Raw genomic sequence first — 20,479 nt, 5'->3', positions numbered from 1 at the left:
TCGTGCCAAATGAAGCCCGGTTTTTTTAGAGAACCTGCGTACGGGAGACCCGCGCGTGTTCCATTTTTTCTCTCTCCCCGATTTTCTGGGTAGCGCCCTACACGTGTAGGCAGGTCAGCCGAGGAATTGGCCGATTTTTTACGAGTTGATCAGAGAGGCGGTAAGAGCATGGAAGACGCTGAGATTCCTCAGATTCCTTACCGTCACGGTGGCGTCGGTCCGGGCTTGGGTGGATACCGTAAGGGTTGCCGTTGCGCGGGGTGTAAGAAGTCCAAGCGTGATGACATGGCGGCATACCGCGCTCGCCGTAAGCTACGCGAGCAGGGCGGTGAGGTGGCGCTAGACGAGCTACCAGAGCTTCCTCCCGCTATCGACCCGTCGAGCATGTCTCTGGATTGGCAGGCGGAGCCAGGGCAGATCGAGGAAGTACTTACCGAGGAGCTGGGAAAGCTCGTTGGTGAGCCTCCATTCAAGAAGACTCTGCTGGTGCTGGCCAAGTACAACGCCCGGGTGCTGGATCAGATCCCGCGCATCGAGCGCCCCGACCTGATCTCGGGCATGGAGTCGCGTCTGTTCAACGTATTCGATCGCCTGCGCAAGGTGACCGATGGTGCAGGCGGTCAGGTAGTCACACCAGAGGAGTTCCTCGCTGGACTACTGAGCGACGATCCAGCCGGCCCGGAACCTTCTGCACAGTAGTTCATCGGAGGTGCTGAATGCTCGACACAGCGCCACGCAATCCACCTCCGCTATACGGAACGAAGCGGAACTATTCACGCGGTACTCGCGGCGGACAGGTTGGCAAGATCATGAAGGCCATGGGAAACACTCCCATGCCCTGGCAGCAGGAAGCGCTGGACGTTGCCTGCGAAATTGATTCACGAACCGGCGACTACTGGTATGACACGGTGATCATCGTCGTTCTACGCCGTGCTGGGAAGACCACAATCAGCCGTGGCAAGCTCACACACCGTGCGTTGCTCACTCAGGACGCTCGCATGATTTACACCGCTCAGAACCGCCTCAAGGCGCTCAAGCGATTGAAGGACGATTACTACCTTCCGTTGAAGCGCTCGCCGTTGGAGATGTTCCTCAACAAGCCGCGGTGGCGCGGGGGTGAGGAAGCATTACGTTTCATCAATGGCGCCGAGCTGGCCATCGATGCGGTGAAGCGCGAATCAGGTCACGGCGACGCGAACCACGAAGCGCATATCGATGAAGCCTACGTGCACCGGGACAGCATGCTGGAAGACGGCGTGCAGCCAACCATGATCACGATCATGGGTTCACAGATGTGGATCTTGTCAGCTGCAGGTGACACCACCTCGACTTACTTGCGAGACAAGGTGGACATCGGCCGTGCGCTGATCGAAGCCGAAGTTGAATCCCGTACTTGCTACATCGAGTACTCGGCGCCGACAGATGCCGACCCAGAAGACCCGGAAACCTTGCTTGGCACACATCCAGCGCTGGGGTACACGATCCCCGCGGACCGTGTGATGAGCCAGCGGGCGAACACCACAGACAAGACCGGCTGGGAGCGTGCCTGGTTGGGCTGGTGGCCAGCTGCTAAAGGTCCGCCGAAGCTCATTCCGGAGGGTGCTTGGAAGAAGAACTTCGTCTCGACTGATGAGGGTCCGTGGACGGGCGTGCCGTTTTGGAGTATCGACGTGTCACCAGAGCGTGATTACGCTTCGATCGCCATGGCCGGCCGACCAGTCGACAGCAAGGCCAACGCCTATGTCGAAGTGTTCGATCGGCTGGAAGGAACGAGGAACGTTGTCTCTGAGATGCGCATGCTACGCGATGAGCTTGGCGGTAAGTTCGTCGCGATCGACGGTTCTGGCTCGGCTCTGTCGCTTGTGCAAGAGCTAGAAAATGAAGGCTTCGAAGTCATCAAGGTGTCCGGCGCGAATCGCGTCGCTGCATGTGGCGACTTCTACGACAAAGCACTCGTCGGTGACCTGCGCTTCCCTGATGACCCGCTGCTCAACGATTCAATGGGAAACGCGGTCAAGCGCATCGTCGCCGACAAAGCGTTCGTCTTCGCACGAGGACGCGAACTGAAAGACATCACCGCGATGTACGCGGCGACATTTGCCCGCTGGCTCTATATCGAGAAACGGGAGGAAGTATACGGTGCAGACCAAACGATCCTCTGACCTACCATCTGTAGGGCTTACATCAATCCTTGACCTGCTCGGATCACTGCTAGTCATCATCGCAATTGCGCTCGCCGTGGCCGTGTTCACTGTGCCTGGTGCCATCGGCGCGGCCGGGGTGCTGCTCTTGCTTCTCTCCTGGTTGGTTGATCGGAGGTCACGCAAATGAGCCTGTTCCGACGGTCCGATACTGAAACGCGCTCTTCCTCGGGAGGCTGGTCCAGCGTCTTTGGCACAGGCGGTGGCCTGAACAACTCCATGGAATCAACGCTCCGGCTGATCCCCGTATACGCGGCCACCAGCTTGATCGCTGACTCAATAGCGATTATGCCGGTCAGTGAGTACGAATCCACAGGTGGTTCGAAGCAGAAGGCCAAGCAGCAGTCGCAGCTCATGATCGACCCGCACCCGTGGCCGACTATGACCCGCGTCGAGTGGCTGCACCAGTTCACTTCGAGCTTCCTGCTACGTGGGAACGCATATGGCTTGATCACGGCAGTGGACACGGCCGGCACGCCTTCGAAGATCATGTGGTTGCATCCTGACCACGTCCAGGTAGACGAATCCGGCTCGTTGCCGGTGTACAGCTACAAGGGCGCGAAGCTAGATCCGAGCACCGTGATCCACATTCCTTGGTACCCGTTGCCAGGAACGAGTGTTGGCCTCTCTCCGATCTCTCAGTTCCGGCAGATGCTTGAGACCGGGTACGCGGCGGAACAGTACGGCAAAGACTGGTTCGACAACGGTTCCACTCCATCTGGCCATTTGAAGTACAACAAGGGTTCGTTGGAAGGCTCCGACGCAGCGAAGGTGAAGAGCAGGTTCAAAGCAGCTGTGGCCGGCAACGATCTGTTCGTCTCCGGCAGCGACTGGGAATGGGCGGCGTTGTCCGTAAATCCGGATGAAGCTCAGTTCCTTCAAACGATCAAGGCGACCGCCAATCAGGTCGCCGCGATCTACAGGGTTGACCCGTCGGACATCGGCGGTGAAGCCGGAAACTCGCTGACCTACAGCACGCTTGAAATGAACCAGATCAAATTCCAGACTCGCGCCCTGCAACCAATCTTCACTCGCTTGGAGCACCACATCTCGCGGCTGCTCCCAGACTTCCACTACATGAAGTTCAACCCGGATGCGCTGGTCCGCACGGACATCAAGACCCGCATGGAAGTAACCAAGATCGGGCTTGAGACCGGCATGCTCCTTCAAGAAGAAGGACGCGAGCAGGAAGAGCGCCCGGCACTGACCGATAAACAGAAGCAGGACTGGCAGAAGTATTACGGCAAGAAGCCGGCAACTGGGCCGAAGGAGGAAACATCGTGAAAGTCAAGGAAATCGAACGTCGGTTCCATACCTCAACAATCGAACTACGCGCATCGACCAATGGGATCGGCGTGCTATTCGGCTACGCCGCAGTCTTCAACCGCTACTCGCAGAACCTTGGTGGATTCGTTGAGCAGGTCGATCCGGCAGCATTCAACAAGTCACTCGCAGACGGCGCCGAAGTCCTGGCCCGGTTCAACCACTCCGATGGCGCTCTGCTCGGAACCAGTGTCGCCGAGACCGTACGCCTCGGCGTAGACGGCACCGGCCTCTGGTATGAAATTGACCTTCCGGACACAACTCACGGTCGCGATGTCAAGGCGCTCGCCGAGCGTGGGGATCTCCGGTTTAGCTCCTTCGCGTTCCGAACGATGGAGGATGACTGGGGTTACACCAACGAGGACTTCCCGCTGCGCACGCTCAAGGCTGTTCAGCTGGTCGACGTGGCTCCGGTGGTATCCCCCGCTTACCGGGACACCTCGACGGGCCTGCGCTCGCTGGCTGACCGATTCGATTTGGATCTGGACGAGACGCGCAAGGCGGCCGAGCAGAACAAGCTGGCCACCCTCTTGCACGACAAAGAATCTTCCCGCGCCCACGGGCACGAGGAACGGCTGGTTGAGGGGCAGAGAGAAACTCACCCTTCGATCAGCGAACTTAGGGCAAAGGTCGACGCCGGTGTGCGTCGAGCTGAGTCCGGCGAGCTTCGGCTCAAAACCGTGGGCAGGTAGCAAACCACCCGCATTCCGAATCTAACCAAGACCTGGCACATGCCGGGTCTTCGTCATTTCTAGAAAGGAATGAACCCCAATGGCCAAGACTATGGCTCAGTTGCTCATGGAGCAGCGCAAAAACACTGAAGCGCAGATGCGTGCACTGCTGGACTTTGCCGAGACGGAGGAGCGCAATCTCTCCGGCGAGGAAGTCGAGAAGTTCGAGAAGATGAGCTCCGACATGGACTCTCTGCGCAAGCAGGCCGACTCCCTAGTGCAGGCCGAAGAGCGTTCCCGGGCTGCCGGCGAAGCGCTGGAGAAGGCGGGCGTACGGGGCAACCCAGAGCAGCGCGGCGGTGACCTAGACACCGAAGCGCAACTGCGTTCCTTCCTCACCGGAAAGACCAATGAGTTCAACGCCCTGGGCACAAAGGAAGAGTGCCGTGCCCTAGGGACCGGCACCTTGTCGGCTGGCGGCGCGACCGTACCGACCACCTTCTACGGAAAGCTCATGGAGCACGCCGTTGAGGTGGCCACGTTGCTTGCCGGCGGTGCCACCACCTGGAATACCACCAGCGGCGAGAGCATCGACGTGCCGGTGACCGTGAGTCACCCGCAGGGTGCCCAGGTCTCCGAAGGTGGCGTGATTCCGCAGTCCGATCCGGCCTTCGGTAAGCGCACCCTCGGTGGCTACAAGTACGGTGACCTGGTAGAGGTTCCGAAGGAGCTGCTGACCGACACCGGTGTGGATCTGGAAGGCTACTTGGCCCGCATTGCAGGCTGGGCGGTCGGCAACGCGCTGGGCGAGAAGCTGATCGCTGGCTCCGGTACCAGCGAACCTGCTGGCATCGTGGGCAGCTCGACTCTGGGCAAAACCGCGGGATCCTTGACCCCGACCTTCGATGACGTGATTGACCTGTATTACTCGGTCATTGGCCCGTACCGCAACCGCCCGTCGGCATCATGGGTCATGGAAGACACCACCGCCGGTTACCTGCGCAAGCTGAAGGACGGAAACGGCAACTACATCTGGCAGGCGTCGGTGATTGCCGGCACTCCGGACACCATCGAGGGTAAGCCGGTTCGTACTGATCCGTTCATGCCGGCCATGGGTGCAAACGCCAAACCGCTGCTGTTCGGTGATCTGGCTTCCTACGTGGTGCGTCTGATCAACGGCGTGCGCTTCGAGTCCTCGGAGCACTTCGCCTTCAACCGCGATGTCGTGACCTTCCGTGCCCTGGTACGAGGTGACGGTTTGCTGATGGACCAGTCCGGTGCCGTGAAGCACCTGCTGTTGCCAGCAGTCTAGTAAGCCCGGTTTCTCTGGCGGTCGCGCCCCCATCGCGGCCGCCAGAGTACCGACCCACAACTTCAGTTAGGAAAGATCATGGCACCCACCATTCGCATGCGTTCGTTGATCTCCGGATCTCGTAACGGCAAGAAGTGGCCTAAGCCCGGCGAGACTCTCGATGTGCCCGCGGCCGAGGCGAAGCAGCTGATCGATCAGGGCATTGCAGTGTCGCTTGATGATGTTCAGACGGCGACGGACACGGGCACCGTTGAGACGGCCACTGTTCCAGCTGGCAATAGCTCGCTGGCGGCGTTGCGTCAGTCCAAGGTTGATGCTGCCGAGGCCCAGAAGGAAGCGGACGAGAAGGCGAAGGCCGACGCGGAAGCCAAGGAGCAGGAAGCCGCAGATGCTAAGGCGAAGGCCGACGCGGAAGCCAAGGCTAAGCCTGCGCCGAAGGGTAAGGCTGACTAATGTCCTCGGTTGACCTCGGCTCAATGCACACCATCGAATGGACGACCCGCCCCGACGGTGCAACGCTGACGGTCGAGGTCATCCGCCCCGATGGCACTCCCGGCACTGCGACGGTAGACCAAGCGACCGGCAAGGCCACCTTGCTGGCTGACATGGCCGGCCGATGGCGCATCTCGTGGGGAACCGACACAGGCCTGCTCTACACCGATGTGTTTGACGTGTGGCCCGAAGATCCACGTTTCATCATCAGCGTTGAAGACGCAGTAGAGGGTCTGAGCGCACAGCGCGCTAACAAGGTCTACATGGACGATCTGCGTTTGTACATCGCCGCAGCGACTCCGGTGATCGAAGACATCACTGGCCCGATGGTGCTCTCGACTTACACGTTTGAAGCCAACGGTGGCAGCGCCTCGGTGGTCTTGTCCTGGGCAACTCAGGAAGTGACTCAGGTGCAGGTAGACGGCGTGCCCGTCACTGACTGGTACATCGAGCATTCAATCCTCTACGCGGGCACACGGCAATCGTCGGGGGTCTTCCCTCAGGGTCTGCTGACAGCGACGGTGCAGGCCGGGCGCCGGAGCATCCCGCCAAACGTTCGGCTAGCTGCTCGTGAGCTGGTCCGGCACTGGGTGCAGATAGGCAAGCAGGGCGGTGGCGGTTCGACCGTTCGCCAAGATCCCACCGATGATGTGTTCACGCCGTCCGGTTTCGCCGTTCCTCGCCGCGTTGTGGAGCTGTGCACTCCACACGAGCAGATCGGAGGGTTCGCGTGAGTTCCACCTTTACCGCCGGCATGGCGTACAAGAAGGCGCTCTACGAGAAGATCAGCGAGTTGTTCGCCGCCGAGGCATCCACACAAGACGTGCTGGTCTGTCCTGGTGCTCCCGGCAGCTTCGAGCCCGACGAGATTGTCGCAGTAACCCGGCTAGAAATACAGCAGGACTTCGCGACCATGGGCACCAACCGAAGCCGCGAAGAGACTCTCACCGTAGACGTAGTGTTTTCCTGCCTCTTCGGCGGCGACGGCACCCAAGAGCTTCCCTCGCAGGAACGGGCGTTCGAGCTGCTCGGCATCATCGAACGCCACGTCCGCATGGAAGACACCACCCTGAACGGCACCGTCCGCCACTGCCTGCTCACCGGAGTGCAAACCGACGGGCAAACCCCCGACGAGTACCTGCAAGCCGGCCGCGGCGTAGACGTGACCGCCACCTTTACAGCACGCAACCGAGTCCGAGGCTAGGAGAAACCCATGGCTCAGAACATCAAGATCCGCAACATCTCACCACTGGGTGATCTCGACGTGCCCCTGCTCGGGCAGATCGTCAAATACGGCGAAACAGTCAGCCTCCCCAAAGCAGCGGCAGACAAGCTCCTAGCGCAAGATCGAAACTTCGAACAGGTTGGAGGTAACTGACCATGACCACACAGCTAGACTGCTCACTCGGCTTCGGCCTAGAGTCCGCCTACGGTGTACCAGCAACACCACAGCAGTTCCCGGAATTCATTTCCGAATCCCTCGCATGGAATCCAGAATTCGTCCAAGGCGAAGGACTACGTGTAGGGTCACGTACCCCACGCACCGCACGCCGTGCCCTGGGCAAGGAAATGTCCGGCGGAGACATCGAGATCGAAGCCACCACCAAAGGCCTCGGCCTGTTCCTGCACGCAATCTTCGGTGCCAGCACCAGCGCACAAGTAGACGCTGGACCAGCAAACCAGCAGGTACACACGCTGACCAAGGACGCATTGCCGTCCTTCACCATCCAGAAGGGCGTACCGCTTATCGGGGGCGGAGCGATCCAGCCTCACACCTTCCACGGCGCAGTCGTCGAATCCTCCGAATTCAGCGCCGCCCAAGGCGAAATCGTCAAACTCACCACCACCTGGAACGCACGCGAACTCGTCACCGACACCGCCTACGTCCCCACCGTCTACCCAGCCGACATGGAACTGTTCACCTTCGTGCACGGCTCCATCAACATCGGCGGCTCAGTCACACCACCAACCAGCACCGCGCTCGCCGTGGGTGGTACTCCGGCGGCTAATATCACCGAGTTCTCCCTGTCGGTGGGTAACGGGATTGATGAGGGTGGTTTCACCTTCGGGTCCGAGGGCAAGCGTGGCCGTCGCCCAGAAGTTGGACTTGTGGAAGCTACTGGTTCGATGGTGGCGGAGTATGACAGCAATATGCTGCGTGACGCGTTCCTGAATCAGGAGACGTTGCAGATCGTGCTGACCTTCGAAGCTGGTGCGGAAATTTCTGTCGGTGTTCGTCCGACGTTGCAGATCTTCTTGTCCTCTGTGAAATTGGACGGTCAGATCCCAGCATCCAACGGTGGGGAGCCGATCACGCAGTCAGTGGACTTCACCTCGCTCGATGGCCTGCTGGCCGGTGTGGAGCCGATCTACGCGGTTTACCGTTCCACCGACACTTCGTTCTAATGAGCGGCAACGACCCGGGCATTGAGTTCGACATGAAGAACTTGCGTGCGACTCTTGACCGGGTCCGTGCTGAGCAGGGTCCGGCGATGCTTCGAAACCTTCGCCGGAACCTGCGCTCGGTAGGCGATGGCATCATTGCCGATCAGCGCCAAGCACTCTCCGGACCGTTGCCTGGTGTGGCTAAGCGTGCAGGCAAGAAGATCGTCCGCGTCAAGCCTCGCGATGGACGCAAGGGCTATCTGCGCACGGTGAACGTGTACGAGGCGCAGGCAGCATCTCGCCAGCGTTCCACGCAGCTTCGCGATCGGGTTAAAGCTCAGTTGAAGACCCGTGTGGTGGCTGGCAAGAAGCGTTCCGGTATTCGCATCGTCGCCGATAAGACGATGGACAAATCCGGCAGCAAGTACAACATGTCGAAAGTGTGGAACAAGAAATTGTTCCGGCACCCGACGTTTGGCGAGGGCCAGTACGTGACCCAGTACGGCATGCCCTACTGGTGGAAACCAATTGAGAAGGGCGCCAAGTTGGCGCACGAGCAGGCCGCTAAGGCCATCAACGACGCATTGAACGGAAAAGGTTAATGAAACTCGTCATCCAAGGAAAAGAATACGAACTACGCGAGGGCATCTCCAAGGCCACCCTCGGCGATCTGTATGTCTTGAAGATCAAATCCGGCATGGGTGTCAAGGGCATCATGGAGGTCTTCCGTGGGATGGAGAAAGCCGAGTCTCATTTCGATCTGATCGAGACTGAGGACGGCATCCAGGCGTTGCGGGCCATGATCTTCTTGTGCCGTCGCGCTGCCGGTGAGTACCTCGACTTTGACGAAGCCACAGACTTTCCGATGAGCGAGATGGGTTTCCTCGTCGATGACGAAGAGAAGTCGAGCGCAGACCCAAAAGAAACCCCGACGGATTCCGCTCCGGACGAAGGAATTCCGGCCGAGGCCTAGACCATATCGAGGACATCGAGCAGAGCGTCTTCAAATGGATTCCCACGATCTCCCATGTGTGGCCGGGCATCACTCCGCTGAACGTGTGGGAGATGCGTTACGACATGTGGGTGCTGTACGTAAAGAACGCTGAAAAGTGGAGCGAGCAGCAGAAGAAGGCTCGCGAGAAGAAGCGTTCACCTCGTTCGGCTCGTCGCCGGTAATTGGAAGGAGGGTAGCTGATGGCTGTCCAGAAGCTCATGTTCGACATTATTGGCAATGCTGACAAGGTCGATAAGGCCTTCGATGACGTAGTGAAGTCTGCAGAAACCATGGGTGGCAAGCTCAAGTCCGCTGGCAAGAAGGCTTTCACTGGCATGATGGACCCTCGCGCGGGCGCGGCAGCCGGCGCAATGTCAGGTGCAGCCCTCGCCAAGGGTTTCCAGTTCGCGATTGAGAAGGGTTCGGTCAGCAAGGGGCTCACTGCTAACCTCGGGCTGGATGCGGGGCAGGCAGAAGCTGCAGCATCCGCGACCGGTGGACTGTACTCTGATGCCTTCGGCGAATCCTTGCAGGAAGTGGGCGACGCGGTGGAAACCGTGATGTCTTCCTTCCCTGGTATGCGTGATGCTGGCTCGGCCGCACTGGAAGATATCACCGGTCAGGCTATGGCTTTGTCCAAGGCCCTCGGTACCGATGTCACCGAGACCGCTGCGTCTGCTGGTGTCATGGTTTCCACAGGGCTGGCCAAGGATAGCGCTGAAGCGTTCGACCTGATGGCGGCCGCCTCGCAGAAGGTACCCAAGGCCATGCGTGGTGAACTGCTGCCGGTCATGGAGGAATACGCCAAGGACTTCCAAGCGCTCGGCATTGACGGTCCGAATGCCATGGGGTTGATCGCTGATGCTGCCCAGGGCGGCAAGATCCAGATGGATAAGACCGGTGACGCGCTCAAGGAATTCATGATCCGCGCATCTGATCTGGACGACAAGGGAGCGCAGTCCGCGCTTGAGTCGCTCGGCCTGTCTGGTAAGCAAACGGCCAAGGATCTGCTGGGCGGTGGAGCGGCTGCCAAGCAGGCTTCGCAGGAGATCATCTCGGGGCTTCAAGGGATCAAGGATCCGGGTCAGCAAGCGTCGGCCGCGATCGCTCTGTTTGGCACCCCGCTGGAAGATATTGGTAAGAACGAGATCCCCGGCTTCCTTAACGCGCTCACTTCCGCAGATGGTGGGATGGGTCAGACCGCTGGCAAGGCTGAAGAGCTGAGTAACGCAGTCAGTGAAGGGCCCGGCGCGCAGCTAAAGCAGTTGGGACGCACCGTGGAGGAAACCTTCGGAGGTATTGTCTCTGGCGCTCTGCCGATCCTCGAACCGCTGTTGGAAGGTCTAAGGCAGTTCGCACCGATTCTTGGTCCGCTCGTGCTGGCCATGGGTGCGTTCGCCGTCGTGCAGGGCATCGTGAACGCTGTCATGTGGGCTTCGCCGATCACGTGGATCATCGCAGGCATTCTCCTGCTGATCGCGGCGATCGCACTACTCGTAGCAAACTGGGACACCATCGTCGCCTGGGGCACCGAGGTGTGGGGCGGCTTCATCAACTGGCTGACGGAGCTGATCACCGGCTTCGCCGCTGGGTGGAACGCCATGTGGGGCGCAATCGGTGCGTTCTTAGTCGGCTTATGGCAGGGCTTCGTGACCGGTGCTCAGGAAATGGGCGCCAACCTGATCGCGTTCTTCGTCGGCTTGCCGGACATGATCCTCGGTGTGCTCAAGGGCGCAGGAGACTGGCTGTTCAACGCCGGCAAGAATATCGTGCAAGGCCTGATCGACGGTATTCAGTCTCTCGCAGGAACGATCGGTAACTTCTTCCTCGACCTGCTGCCTGGTTGGATCGTCGGCCCGTTCAAAGCGGCACTCGGCATTCATTCCCCGTCCCGGGTCTTCGCTGGTTTCGGCGAGAACATCGGCGAGGGCGTACTGCTCGGTGTTGAGGATGTGGCTCCGGCGATTGATAACCAGATGGCGAATTTGGTCAATGTGCCCGATGAGGGTGGCCCGGTGAACTTTGCCGCGGTCACCGCTCCGATTCAGGCCTCGCAGCCTACCGGTTCGAAATCGGTGACCTATGCGCCGGTGTACCAGGTGCAAGGTGGTGACTCCGAGGAGTTGTTCCAGAAGCTGTGGCCGAAGTTCCGGAACGAAGCTCGAAAGGAAGGGCTGATCCTTGGCGCATGATCTCAGCCTCATCATCGGTGGGATGGAACTGAACAATCCATCCCACCGCAACGGGTATTTCGAAGTTGACGATATTGACGGATGGTGGAAGGCCCCGTCCCGCAAGACGCGGGATGAGTCAAGGCCTAATGCTGACGGAGATTTTGATTCGGTCGATCACTTCGAATCCCGGTTCGTCACGATCAAGGGTGCGTTTGCAGCGAAGTCGCCGGGAGACCGTTGGGCAGGGGCAGACATTCTCTCGTCCCTGCTCTCGGGTGGGTCGGAGATCATGACGGTGCGAGCCGATGGCCAAGCCCAGTGGGCGCGGGTCAAGCTCGTGGATAACTCGGATATGGATTGGACGGCCTACAAGCTGCTCGAATATTCGATCCAGGTGAAAGCGGTTGACCCCCGGAAGTTCGGTGGCGCCGAGGTATTCACCGCAACGGCCGGCGGTTCCTCGGTCGGAGTGTTCCAGCGAGGCACCTACCCAGCTACGCCGATCCTCACGATCAGCGGAACCATGCCCGGCGGGTATCGGATCACCAAGGGCGGTAAAACCGTGTCGGTCACCGCACCGCTGACCGCCTCGCAGATCCACACACTGGACCTCTCAACCGGCATCCTCCGCATCGACGGAGCTGTGGCCACGGGTGGTCTCAATGACTACCAGTGGAACACCATCGCACCGGGCCTCGCCCAGAACGTCGCACTCGCTCCCCTAACCACAGGCACCGGCGCACTGGCGATCGAAGTGACCGACACCTACATGTAAGGAGACCCGATGAAGGGATCACGCGTTTGGAGTGTCTCCGCCACCAACTTCGCAGACAAAGCACTCATCAGCACCGTGGACTGCCCCTGGTCGAGGGCACCCAACGCGGGGGCAAGCCACACCGCCAGCTTCAACGTCAACGACGAAGCCACCAAAGCGCACATGAAAGCCGGACTCCTGGAACCCATGGAGCGGTTCATCGTGGTCGAAGACGGCGGGGTGGTCACCTACGCCGGACTCATCTGGGATGACAACTACACCAAAGACGATCAGTCACTGACCATCACCCACGATGACATCTGGTCAATATTCGACCTTCGTATCATCGCCGAAGACCGCACGTCGAGCATCCCCAGCTGGAAGAAAACATACTCGGGCCTTTCCTACGACACCATCGCCAAACGACTCATCCAGCTGGCCACCACCGGCATCGGACGCAACATACCGATCCGATACGAGGACGATTACACCGGAGGGGAAACCCGAACCTACAACGGGTACAACCTCGATACAGCCCTAGATGCGATCACCGAGATCATGGACCTTGACGACGGTCCGGATATTGACTTCCGGCCAGAATGGGCGCCCGACGGCTCCCTGCGTTGGACCATGCGAACCGGCGATCTCAGCCCCGAAGGACAAACCATCGAGGTCAACCTCGCCGCACCAAAAACCGACCTGAAAGGAATCAGCTACAAACGCTCGGGACGAACGATGGCCACCCATCAGATAGCCATCGGCGAAGGATCCGGCATAGACATGCTCGTCGCCACCGCATCCCGCACCGGCCCGATCGCACTGGAAGTCATTGATCAGTTCAAGAACATCAAAGATGCCGCCCAGCTGCAGAAGAACGCCACCTCCGCGCTCACCGCACGCAAGCTGATCAGCCAGATCGACTTCGACATCCGAGCCGACTCACCACGCTTCGGAAACATGTGGGATCTCAAACCCGGAACACTCGTCCGCTGGTACAGCAACGGTGACCCCCGAATCCCCGACGGCTGGCACCTCTCAGAAATCATCAAATACTCCGGCAACGTCACAAGCGACTGGATCAAACTCGAACTCCAATAAAAAGTGAGGTGACCGCCCATGGCACGCAAGCCCAACCTCAACTCAGGTAGCTTCAAGAAGTTCGTCAGGAACCAAGGCGCGCTCGCCGTGCAGACTCCGTTGTCGCGGACGGCGGTGGAGCGTGGTTCAACTCGTTGGCTGAACGGTTCCACCGTTGTTATCGAGGGCTTGCTCGACGTAACAGGCACATTCAACGGTTCCGGCACGAACAACCTGGACGGCACGAACAACCTGTCTGGCGATAACAATCTGACCGGCCCTACCGAAATATCTGGTTCGCTGGACGTTACCGGTCCTACAACGCTTGACGGTGTGCTCACGATCAACGGTGACACGTCGATCACTGGTCTACTAATCATTACTGGCGACACGACGATCACAGGTTTACTCGCGGTTGACGGTCCCACCACGATTTCGGGAACGCTCGATATTGACGGTGTGACCACGCTGAACAACGATTTGAACGTGACGAACTCTGGCGAGATCAACGTGGGCACAAACATGACACTTACCCCATCTGCTGATGGTGGTTCGATCCTGTTTCAGGACGGTTCGAAAGTCACGTCCGTCGGTGGCGTTGTTCGCATGATTGGCGCTGGTTCAGGTGCGGAAATTCGGGCCAGTTTGAACGCTGCACAGTTCCAAGTCGGGTCCACGGTGATGGGTATCGACTCGGCTGGCGACTGGTTCATGCAGAGCTCTGGAACAACGTTCATGTCTATCGGTTCAACTGCTTCTCTCACTGGTTCGCTTGATGTTTCCGGAAAGCTGACTGTGGGCAACTCGGTACTTTTCACTGGAGTGCAGGTTCAACTTACCGGTATACCTACGACAGCTAACAAACCGAACGTGCACATATCTGGTACGGGGTACTTGTACAAGTCAACGTTTGATCCGGCAGCGGCCTAGGAGGCATGGCGTGGAAGAAATTCAGATTGAAAATCATAATAAGTTGCTGATCCATCAACGGATGCTGGCGATATACCAAAAAGATTTGGCAGAACTTCACTTGAAGTACGCCGAGGCTCTCGCGAAGAACCAACTGTTGGTTGAGCGCAATAAAGAACTTGAAACACAACTTGAACCCACCGAATAACACGGTGGGTTTCGCATTTAACAAGGAGGCGGCATGGCAGTAGTTACTGGTTCCATCTTGGATCTTACGGCGCAGAGCATGGCCAATCGTGAGGTTGAGATTATTTTCCAGCTCAACGCACTAAATACTTATTCGGTTGGTTCGTCTGCTGGGCGGGTCATCCCTACCGAACCGGCCGTGGTGAAGCCTGCTTCTGATGGAAGTTTTACAGTGAACCTTGCTGTCACGGATTCGATGGTGAACGTCGGCTGGTATAACGTGCAGGTTCGCTGGCTGAGTAAACAGCACGGTTCCGGGCTGATTGATTTCCCGGATTGGCGGCTTCAAGTGCCCTCGGCTGGCGGGAACTTCGGTGAGCTCGTTACAGGCCCGGACGGTACCGCTGGCGGTTCGAACGGTCGCATTGTTTGGGTATCCCAGACGGCACCGGAAAACCCACGGAAATTCATGCTCTGGCTTGAGCAAGAGCCAGGCGCAAACCCCGACCCCTACGACGCACGTAATACAGGACTTTTGAAGGAGTGGCAATAAATGGCTTGGATAGTTTTAGCTAACCTTCGTGGGCCAGCTGGTGCGACAGCTTATTGGAGCGGTCCTGGTGGCCTAGACGGTACTGTCGCCGTGAATAACCTTCCTGTGGGTGCGCACCCTGTGGTTAGCACTGCTGTGGCTACGTCTTTGGGCTTGCCTCGTGCACGTCCGGGTACGCTGATCGTTCACCCTGTAGGTTCGTCTGGTGCACGTGATCACGAATTTATTAGTATCGAAGCTGAGACGGCTAAGACACGCAAATTTATTCAGCATAGAATCAACGGCGTGACTTCTTCTTGGACTGAATTAGCAAATCATATTTCTTGGGACCCTTCGCCGCTTTTGGGGACCGATGATTTGTGGGCGCTAGAGAACGTATCTCGCCCTGTGACTAACGTGGTGATTGCTCGCGATCTTGGGTTGCCTCGTGAGCGTCCAGGGTTCTTCACTAGCAAGGCTCTTGGCACGGCGAGAATTCATTACTTTGAGTCGATAGAGGACGGCGCGCAACCATCGTTGCGTTATAAGCGTCAGCGTACTCTTGGCGGTGTCATTCAACCTTGGGAGCCGGATGGGGGAGGTTCAGGCGGCTCAGGCGGTAGTGATGCTGGGCCAGTACGCCATGAGCTGCTTACTGGGGCGCTAACTGCTCGTAAGGGTGGGCGGATTGGAACGAACGGTAAGGGCGTTATCGCTTTACGGTTCGACGATGCTGCCGTCGAGTTCCGAACTACTGTTCTCCCGTTGCTAAAGGCGCGCAACCTTCCTTTCACTCGGGTTACTACTTCCAAGTCAGTGGCTGGCGTGAATATTAGCGCTTCCGAGTTCCCTATCATGCAGACGTATAGCATCGAGTCTGGCGGCGAGGTGTGGAATCACGGCCGTGATCATGCTGATGCTGCCGGGGATAGTGCGATCTATGCGAACGTCATTGGCGGTCTTGAAGACCTCCGCACGATGATGCCGAGAGTGCCGATTGATTGCTTCGCGCCTCCGGGCGGTCCGGCAATGTCCTATGACGGGCACCTTCCTTCTACGGCTGTCAGTAACTGGTCGGACACGTACGCTGGCCGGCTCATTGCGGGGCATCACGCATTGTCATCTGGCTATTTTGCGGACAGCTACTACCGGCCATTGGACGGCGTGCTACGCGATGGGCAGATCCATTACAGCGTGGATACTTATGACACGGCGCGCTGTCAAGAACTTGTGGATCGGGCACGCGACTGGAAAAAGGGTGTCGTGATGATGTGGCACTCAAACAACATTGGCACAGCAGGGAATATGACGCTCGCGAACTTCATCGCAGTGCTGGATTACATTGTGGCGCAACGTGACGCGGGTAATATTATTGTGCTTACGAAGTCTGGGCTTGGTGTCGCTGACGTTTCTAGTTCGTATCGGGACGACGCGCTCACCACGCATTCGGGATCGTCGTTCTCCGAGGTGTTCGCGTTTCCGCAATACCGGCAGAATCTTCCCGGTTCTACCCGTGAGTTGACGGCAACGGTGACCGGCGGCGTGGGCGCCACTGTGACTTCGAAGATTGGCGAGTCAACTAAAACTCACACAATCCCGTCAGGCGGAACCCTAAACCTCCGCCACGTCGCAACCATCCCGCTGGATGCTACGGCTCTCACTGTGAGCATCAACGCGAACACTAGCAACGCCAAACTGCTGGCAGTCTAACAAAACACTTTCGAAGGCCCTCATCAAACATGGTGGGGGCCTTCGTCGTACCCGAAAGGAGTTCCCATGGCAGATTTGCCATTGAACGTGAGTACGGGAATGGTTACCGGGCGGTTTGTTATCGCTGCCATCGACGGTGCAGATGCTGCGCAGGAACCTGACGCTATCCCAGCATCGGGCACTGTCACCTTCACGTCACCACTTACTTACGCACCAGACCAAACCGCGTCACCATCGCCTGTAACGATCCTCTTTGCACCTATTGTGGGTGTCTTTGACGAGGAAGGGTACCTTTCCACCCCGCACCCTGTCACTGGCGAAGCAATGTATCGGGGCGTGAAGCTTATCGCCACGGATGACCCGGACATATCTGTGACGGATTGGACGTGGACTGCGACGTACGCGTTCAACCCGGTTGCTGGCGTGAAGCCGGCTATCGCATCGCATGCGTTCGCGTTACCGTCCGGAAGTACTCAGGATCTCACTACTCTCGTGCAGGTCCCGTCGTCGCCTGGATATGGTTTGCCGCAGGCAGAAGCTGCGGTGAACGAGACGATCACTGGCGCTGTGGTCGTTGGTGATGATTTGCAGATGACGCGCCGTAATGGTGGCACGTTTATTGCTGGGAATGTGAGGGGCGCGCCGGGTGCGGACTCCACCGTGCCGGGTCCTCCGGGGCCTGTTTCAACAGTGCCGGGCCCTCCAGGTGCGGATTCGACCGTCCCCGGTCCTCCGGGCCCAAAGGGAGACCCCGGCCCGTCTGGCGTATCCAATACCGACCAGTTCTATCAGGTTTCCGAAACTGCTGGTCGCACCGTGTCCGTTTGGGACTACCTCAATAGTCGGTACCAGCTGATCTACGGTGATACAGGCCTTCGGGAGATTGCGGGTCTACTATCCGTGGGAACAGCAACGAATGTTTACCTCCGGCGCGAAGGGAACCTAGTCCACCTAATTGTCAGAAACTGGTTACCCGCATCGGGAGGGGTTGGAACAGAGGGGTTCTTGACTCTTCCCAGCGGGTTTAGGCCAGTATTCGCCTTGGAAGGTTTGGTGGGTACGCGACCCAGCAGCACGCCAGCAACTGCGCGTATTTATGGAAATGTCGTCAACTTCATCACGACTGGAAGTGCCGGGGCAACGCTCAGTGCAACGTTCGCGACCAGCGACCCTTGGCCTAGTTCATTACCGGGGGTTGCAGCATGATGCATGAGTTAGACGAAAACAGCGAAATCATCCACATCGACATTGACCCGTTCATCCCTACAGGAACCTGCGCGGTTTGCGCAGGAGTCGAGCAGGAAACAGAGCCACCGGAAGAACGATGAAGCGCTTGTGCGGGGGCGCATTTTTTATGCCATCCGCACAGCACCATCACAAAATTTGAGGTAACAATGCCTACCCATGTTTTTCAGCCCAAACGTAACCCGCCGAGGTGGTGGGATCGTTTGTTGGTTCACCCTTTGGATACGACGGTGGCGGTGATTGCGGTTCTCTTCGGAGTGCTCGTGGTGCTGTCATTGATCGCACCGGAATATACGCCGTCTAAGAGCATGGACCGGATGCCGTGGCCTGTGGTCATCCTCGTGTCTGGTTTCCTCGGTACTGGCGGTGTCATGGCGCTTGCCGGCCTCAACTGGTTTGGCGACAACGTATCCACCGGCTGGAAGTTAGAACAATTCGGCTGGTGGCTCGCAGCAGGCGGGTTTGCTACGTATGCGATCAGTGTTTCGTGGCATTACCCTGAGTCGCAATTCTCTTGGGGCGTGCCCTTATTCCTCGGTATCGGTGCCACTGTCCGCGCTATCTCTATTGTCATGATTGAACGTAGCGTGCGACGAACACTCCGCGAAGTTGAGGAGCATACCCATGAGTGAAGGCTCAATAATAGCGATCATCGTAGCTCTACTGGGGGTAGTTGGCGGCGGCGGTTATTGGGGATACAAACAGTTCAGTAAAGAAGCGCCGGTGAAGAAGCGTGACGCTGATATTGCCGTAGCTGAGAAGTCGCAGCAGATGGCGATGGCTATCGCTGATGATCTGCGTGAGGACTACACACGATTGCGTACGGACTTGAATGCTGAGCGTGAAGAGCGCACGAAACTATCTGGCCGTGTGGACTCGCTCGAAACACATATCCGTGAGCAAGACCGAACGATCCGCAGTCTGCGTGATGCGGTCCGGTTGTTCACCGCTGCGTGGGATGACCTAACTAACCGGTGGGATCACTACCGGCAGGCTGAGCACCCACCACCAAGACCACACGTCAATATCGAATAACCCCCCAAACACTCCAAGCCTTCACCGAACGGTGAGGGTTATTTTTATGCCCTCGAAAGGAACGCCATGTCTGATCTTGACCCGCTAGAAGCAATTGACCAAGAGGAATACGACGACCCGAACCCTGAGGAAGTCACCGACCCGGAGCACCCGGACTACGTTGCGCCGGCCAAGGGCATCAAGCCACTAGGAGGCAACTAACCATGGCAGTCTTCAACGGATATGCAGGAGCCAAGTCCTGCACCAAGGGTCCAGCCGAGGGCGCTCTCGGCGCTATGGCGTGGTTCCTCGCCAAGTACAAGGAGCTAGGCGGCCGCAACTCGGGAATCTACAACTGCCGGACAGTCCGTGGATCCACTCGCACCACTTCGTTGCATGGTGAAGGTCGTGCGATGGACTTCGGTCTGCGCTGGTACGACAAGATCGAGATTTTCGAAGAGTTCGCCGAGCAGCTGCGCCTGAACTCCAAGGAGCTCGGCATCCAGTGCATCATCTTCAACCGGAAGATCTTCTCCGGTGGGTACAAGAATAAGGGCTGGTACAACTACACCGGCGTGAACCCGCACACCGACCACCTGCACGTGGAATTCTCCTGGTCTGCTGCAGGCCGCGACAAGGACGACACCATTGCGCTGTGGGAACGCGAGCTTGGTGGGAAGCTGACTGGCAAGCCTGTCCCGGTGAAGTCGCGTCCGAAGGTCAAGGACCAGTCGCCGGACAACGTTCCGAACGGATCCACGAACTTCCCGGACAACTACGCCAACCTGAAGGTCAACGGCAACTTCCTGTCCTGGGAGATCGGCGCCTTGCAGATCCTGCTGGAGAACGTCGTGGACGGGAAGAACGGACGCTGGGATGGCAAGTTCGAGAAGCTGACCATCACCGACACGATGACGCTGATGCAGCGCAACGGCTACTACGTTAAGACCCCGTTCGCCGCTAAGGGTGTCGCCAAGGGTGTGCCACTGGCGAAGGACGGCAAGGACGGTTACTGGTTCTGGGTCGAATTCCAGCGCATGCTGGCCGACGATCTGGGCCACCGAGGCAAGGTCTACTACGACACCCGCAAGTGGCGCCTGGACGGCAAGCCTGAAAAGGAAACCGGTAAGGCCATCCAACGATGGCTAAACGACAACAACTAGGAGGCAACCCTCATGGGAAAGTACGAAGCACAAGGTTCCGGGCTGAGTGATCCGGCAACTCGCAAGAAGCTCTACACCGCAATCATCGTCCTAGCAGCGTTGGTGCTCACCACGTTGGTCACGATGGGCATTATCAACCTTGACCAGATCAACGGGTTTGTCTCACTGCTCGTTGTCGTGGTCGGCATCGTCGGCAGCCTCGTCGGGCTTATCGCTGGTGCTCTGGCACGAGCCAACGTAGACCCGCCGAAGTAAACGAAACCGCCCCACCCTCAAATGAACTGCTCCCCAAATGTTGGACTGAGAAATCAGTAACCACATCTGGGGAGCTTTTCAA

General features: G+C 58.3%; 26 protein-coding genes. All 26 read left to right on the top strand.

All coding sequences use genetic code 11. The features are described 5' to 3' along the window. Positions 1 to 168: 168 nt before the first annotated feature. The gene (locus IEX04_RS18225; protein ID WP_188687473.1) at positions 169 to 699 is read left to right on the top strand and encodes a hypothetical protein; all 531 of its coding nucleotides are present in this window, start codon (positions 169 to 171) and stop codon (positions 697 to 699) included. A 17-nt stretch (positions 700 to 716) separates the two neighbouring features. Continuing rightward, positions 717 to 2,162, top strand: coding sequence for a terminase large subunit domain-containing protein (locus IEX04_RS18220; protein ID WP_188687472.1), 1,446 nt, complete (start codon positions 717 to 719; stop codon positions 2,160 to 2,162). Further along, positions 2,140 to 2,331 (top strand): hypothetical protein, encoded by a 192-nt coding sequence (locus IEX04_RS18215; protein ID WP_188687471.1) that lies wholly within the window; start codon positions 2,140 to 2,142, stop codon positions 2,329 to 2,331. Before IEX04_RS18220 ends, IEX04_RS18215 begins: the two co-directional genes overlap by 23 nt. Continuing rightward, positions 2,328 to 3,485 (top strand): phage portal protein, encoded by a 1,158-nt coding sequence (locus IEX04_RS18210; RefSeq protein WP_188687470.1) that lies wholly within the window; start codon positions 2,328 to 2,330, stop codon positions 3,483 to 3,485. Before IEX04_RS18215 ends, IEX04_RS18210 begins: the two co-directional genes overlap by 4 nt. Further along, positions 3,482 to 4,216 carry an HK97 family phage prohead protease gene (locus IEX04_RS18205; RefSeq protein WP_188687469.1) on the top strand — a complete coding sequence of 245 codons (735 nt, stop codon included), beginning with the start codon at positions 3,482 to 3,484 and terminating at the stop codon, positions 4,214 to 4,216. The genes IEX04_RS18210 and IEX04_RS18205 overlap by 4 nt, the downstream gene beginning before the upstream one ends. Positions 4,217 to 4,295: 79 nt before the next feature. After that, positions 4,296 to 5,507 carry a phage major capsid protein gene (locus IEX04_RS18200; protein ID WP_188687468.1) on the top strand — a complete coding sequence of 404 codons (1,212 nt, stop codon included), beginning with the start codon at positions 4,296 to 4,298 and terminating at the stop codon, positions 5,505 to 5,507. Between the two features lie 78 nt (positions 5,508 to 5,585). Further along, complete coding sequence (locus IEX04_RS18195; protein WP_188687467.1) at positions 5,586 to 5,960, top strand: DUF7210 family protein; 375 nt, start codon at positions 5,586 to 5,588, stop codon at positions 5,958 to 5,960. Further along, positions 5,960 to 6,733 (top strand): hypothetical protein, encoded by a 774-nt coding sequence (locus IEX04_RS18190; protein WP_188687466.1) that lies wholly within the window; start codon positions 5,960 to 5,962, stop codon positions 6,731 to 6,733. Before IEX04_RS18195 ends, IEX04_RS18190 begins: the two co-directional genes overlap by 1 nt. After that, on the top strand, positions 6,730 to 7,203 hold the full coding sequence (locus IEX04_RS18185) for a hypothetical protein (protein ID WP_188687465.1): 474 nt from the start codon (positions 6,730 to 6,732) through the stop codon (positions 7,201 to 7,203). Before IEX04_RS18190 ends, IEX04_RS18185 begins: the two co-directional genes overlap by 4 nt. A gap of 9 nt (positions 7,204 to 7,212) precedes the next feature. Next, the gene (locus IEX04_RS18180; protein ID WP_188687464.1) at positions 7,213 to 7,377 is read left to right on the top strand and encodes a hypothetical protein; all 165 of its coding nucleotides are present in this window, start codon (positions 7,213 to 7,215) and stop codon (positions 7,375 to 7,377) included. A gap of 2 nt (positions 7,378 to 7,379) precedes the next feature. Further along, entirely contained in the window at positions 7,380 to 8,405 is a 1,026-nt protein-coding gene (locus tag IEX04_RS18175; protein ID WP_188687463.1) for a phage tail tube protein, read from the top strand. Continuing rightward, positions 8,405 to 8,986: a hypothetical protein gene (locus tag IEX04_RS18170; protein WP_188687462.1), complete on the top strand. Its 582-nt coding sequence runs from the start codon at positions 8,405 to 8,407 to the stop codon at positions 8,984 to 8,986. The genes IEX04_RS18175 and IEX04_RS18170 overlap by 1 nt, the downstream gene beginning before the upstream one ends. Next, entirely contained in the window at positions 8,986 to 9,357 is a 372-nt protein-coding gene (locus tag IEX04_RS18165) for a hypothetical protein (RefSeq protein ID WP_188687461.1), read from the top strand. Before IEX04_RS18170 ends, IEX04_RS18165 begins: the two co-directional genes overlap by 1 nt. 221 nt (positions 9,358 to 9,578) lie before the next feature. Next, positions 9,579 to 11,570: a phage tail tape measure protein gene (locus IEX04_RS18160; protein ID WP_188687460.1), complete on the top strand. Its 1,992-nt coding sequence runs from the start codon at positions 9,579 to 9,581 to the stop codon at positions 11,568 to 11,570. After that, a complete protein-coding gene (locus tag IEX04_RS18155; protein WP_188687459.1) occupies positions 11,560 to 12,327 on the top strand; it encodes a hypothetical protein in 768 nt (255 codons plus the stop codon). The genes IEX04_RS18160 and IEX04_RS18155 overlap by 11 nt, the downstream gene beginning before the upstream one ends. Before the next feature lie 9 nt (positions 12,328 to 12,336). Beyond that, the gene (locus tag IEX04_RS18150; protein WP_188687458.1) at positions 12,337 to 13,404 is read left to right on the top strand and encodes a hypothetical protein; all 1,068 of its coding nucleotides are present in this window, start codon (positions 12,337 to 12,339) and stop codon (positions 13,402 to 13,404) included. An 18-nt stretch (positions 13,405 to 13,422) separates the two neighbouring features. Continuing rightward, complete coding sequence (locus IEX04_RS18145) at positions 13,423 to 14,313, top strand: hypothetical protein (RefSeq protein WP_188687457.1); 891 nt, start codon at positions 13,423 to 13,425, stop codon at positions 14,311 to 14,313. Between the two features lie 10 nt (positions 14,314 to 14,323). Continuing rightward, entirely contained in the window at positions 14,324 to 14,500 is a 177-nt protein-coding gene (locus IEX04_RS18140; protein ID WP_188687456.1) for a hypothetical protein, read from the top strand. A gap of 33 nt (positions 14,501 to 14,533) precedes the next feature. Beyond that, positions 14,534 to 15,031, top strand: a complete 498-nt coding sequence (locus IEX04_RS18135) for a hypothetical protein (RefSeq protein ID WP_188687455.1) — start codon at positions 14,534 to 14,536, stop codon at positions 15,029 to 15,031. Next, positions 15,032 to 16,720, top strand: coding sequence for a polysaccharide deacetylase family protein (locus IEX04_RS18130; RefSeq protein WP_188687454.1), 1,689 nt, complete (start codon positions 15,032 to 15,034; stop codon positions 16,718 to 16,720). Between the two features lie 66 nt (positions 16,721 to 16,786). After that, a complete protein-coding gene (locus IEX04_RS18125) occupies positions 16,787 to 17,926 on the top strand; it encodes a hypothetical protein (protein WP_188687453.1) in 1,140 nt (379 codons plus the stop codon). Between the two features lie 245 nt (positions 17,927 to 18,171). Beyond that, positions 18,172 to 18,597 (top strand): hypothetical protein, encoded by a 426-nt coding sequence (locus IEX04_RS18120; RefSeq protein WP_229677247.1) that lies wholly within the window; start codon positions 18,172 to 18,174, stop codon positions 18,595 to 18,597. Continuing rightward, positions 18,590 to 19,000 carry a hypothetical protein gene (locus tag IEX04_RS18115; RefSeq protein WP_188687451.1) on the top strand — a complete coding sequence of 137 codons (411 nt, stop codon included), beginning with the start codon at positions 18,590 to 18,592 and terminating at the stop codon, positions 18,998 to 19,000. The genes IEX04_RS18120 and IEX04_RS18115 overlap by 8 nt, the downstream gene beginning before the upstream one ends. A gap of 66 nt (positions 19,001 to 19,066) precedes the next feature. Beyond that, on the top strand, positions 19,067 to 19,201 hold the full coding sequence (locus IEX04_RS19055; protein ID WP_268236929.1) for a hypothetical protein: 135 nt from the start codon (positions 19,067 to 19,069) through the stop codon (positions 19,199 to 19,201). 2 nt (positions 19,202 to 19,203) lie between these two features. Further along, on the top strand, positions 19,204 to 20,142 hold the full coding sequence (locus tag IEX04_RS18110; protein ID WP_188687450.1) for a VldE C-terminal domain-containing protein: 939 nt from the start codon (positions 19,204 to 19,206) through the stop codon (positions 20,140 to 20,142). 12 nt (positions 20,143 to 20,154) lie between these two features. Continuing rightward, positions 20,155 to 20,397: a hypothetical protein gene (locus IEX04_RS18105; protein ID WP_188687449.1), complete on the top strand. Its 243-nt coding sequence runs from the start codon at positions 20,155 to 20,157 to the stop codon at positions 20,395 to 20,397. Positions 20,398 to 20,479: the final 82 nt, after the last annotated feature.

Origin of the sequence: Glutamicibacter ardleyensis (genome assembly GCF_014644555.1) — a bacterium.
Taxonomy (GTDB): domain Bacteria; phylum Actinomycetota; class Actinomycetes; order Actinomycetales; family Micrococcaceae; genus Glutamicibacter; species Glutamicibacter bergerei.
Note: the sequence above shows the minus strand (reverse complement) of the source record. Positions and strands in the feature narration are given on the sequence as shown.

Coding starts and splice junctions, on each gene's coding strand:
- IEX04_RS18225 (WP_188687473.1), top strand. CDS start 169: ATGGAAGACGCTGAGATTCCTCAGATTCCTTACCGTCACGGTGGCGTC.
- IEX04_RS18220 (WP_188687472.1), top strand. CDS start 717: ATGCTCGACACAGCGCCACGCAATCCACCTCCGCTATACGGAACGAAG.
- IEX04_RS18210 (WP_188687470.1), top strand. CDS start 2,328: ATGAGCCTGTTCCGACGGTCCGATACTGAAACGCGCTCTTCCTCGGGA.
- IEX04_RS18200 (WP_188687468.1), top strand. CDS start 4,296: ATGGCCAAGACTATGGCTCAGTTGCTCATGGAGCAGCGCAAAAACACT.
- IEX04_RS18195 (WP_188687467.1), top strand. CDS start 5,586: ATGGCACCCACCATTCGCATGCGTTCGTTGATCTCCGGATCTCGTAAC.
- IEX04_RS18190 (WP_188687466.1), top strand. CDS start 5,960: ATGTCCTCGGTTGACCTCGGCTCAATGCACACCATCGAATGGACGACC.
- IEX04_RS18180 (WP_188687464.1), top strand. CDS start 7,213: ATGGCTCAGAACATCAAGATCCGCAACATCTCACCACTGGGTGATCTC.
- IEX04_RS18175 (WP_188687463.1), top strand. CDS start 7,380: ATGACCACACAGCTAGACTGCTCACTCGGCTTCGGCCTAGAGTCCGCC.
- IEX04_RS18170 (WP_188687462.1), top strand. CDS start 8,405: ATGAGCGGCAACGACCCGGGCATTGAGTTCGACATGAAGAACTTGCGT.
- IEX04_RS18165 (WP_188687461.1), top strand. CDS start 8,986: ATGAAACTCGTCATCCAAGGAAAAGAATACGAACTACGCGAGGGCATC.
- IEX04_RS18160 (WP_188687460.1), top strand. CDS start 9,579: ATGGCTGTCCAGAAGCTCATGTTCGACATTATTGGCAATGCTGACAAG.
- IEX04_RS18150 (WP_188687458.1), top strand. CDS start 12,337: ATGAAGGGATCACGCGTTTGGAGTGTCTCCGCCACCAACTTCGCAGAC.
- IEX04_RS18145 (WP_188687457.1), top strand. CDS start 13,423: ATGGCACGCAAGCCCAACCTCAACTCAGGTAGCTTCAAGAAGTTCGTC.
- IEX04_RS18135 (WP_188687455.1), top strand. CDS start 14,534: ATGGCAGTAGTTACTGGTTCCATCTTGGATCTTACGGCGCAGAGCATG.
- IEX04_RS18130 (WP_188687454.1), top strand. CDS start 15,032: ATGGCTTGGATAGTTTTAGCTAACCTTCGTGGGCCAGCTGGTGCGACA.
- IEX04_RS18125 (WP_188687453.1), top strand. CDS start 16,787: ATGGCAGATTTGCCATTGAACGTGAGTACGGGAATGGTTACCGGGCGG.
- IEX04_RS18115 (WP_188687451.1), top strand. CDS start 18,590: ATGAGTGAAGGCTCAATAATAGCGATCATCGTAGCTCTACTGGGGGTA.
- IEX04_RS19055 (WP_268236929.1), top strand. CDS start 19,067: ATGTCTGATCTTGACCCGCTAGAAGCAATTGACCAAGAGGAATACGAC.
- IEX04_RS18110 (WP_188687450.1), top strand. CDS start 19,204: ATGGCAGTCTTCAACGGATATGCAGGAGCCAAGTCCTGCACCAAGGGT.
- IEX04_RS18105 (WP_188687449.1), top strand. CDS start 20,155: ATGGGAAAGTACGAAGCACAAGGTTCCGGGCTGAGTGATCCGGCAACT.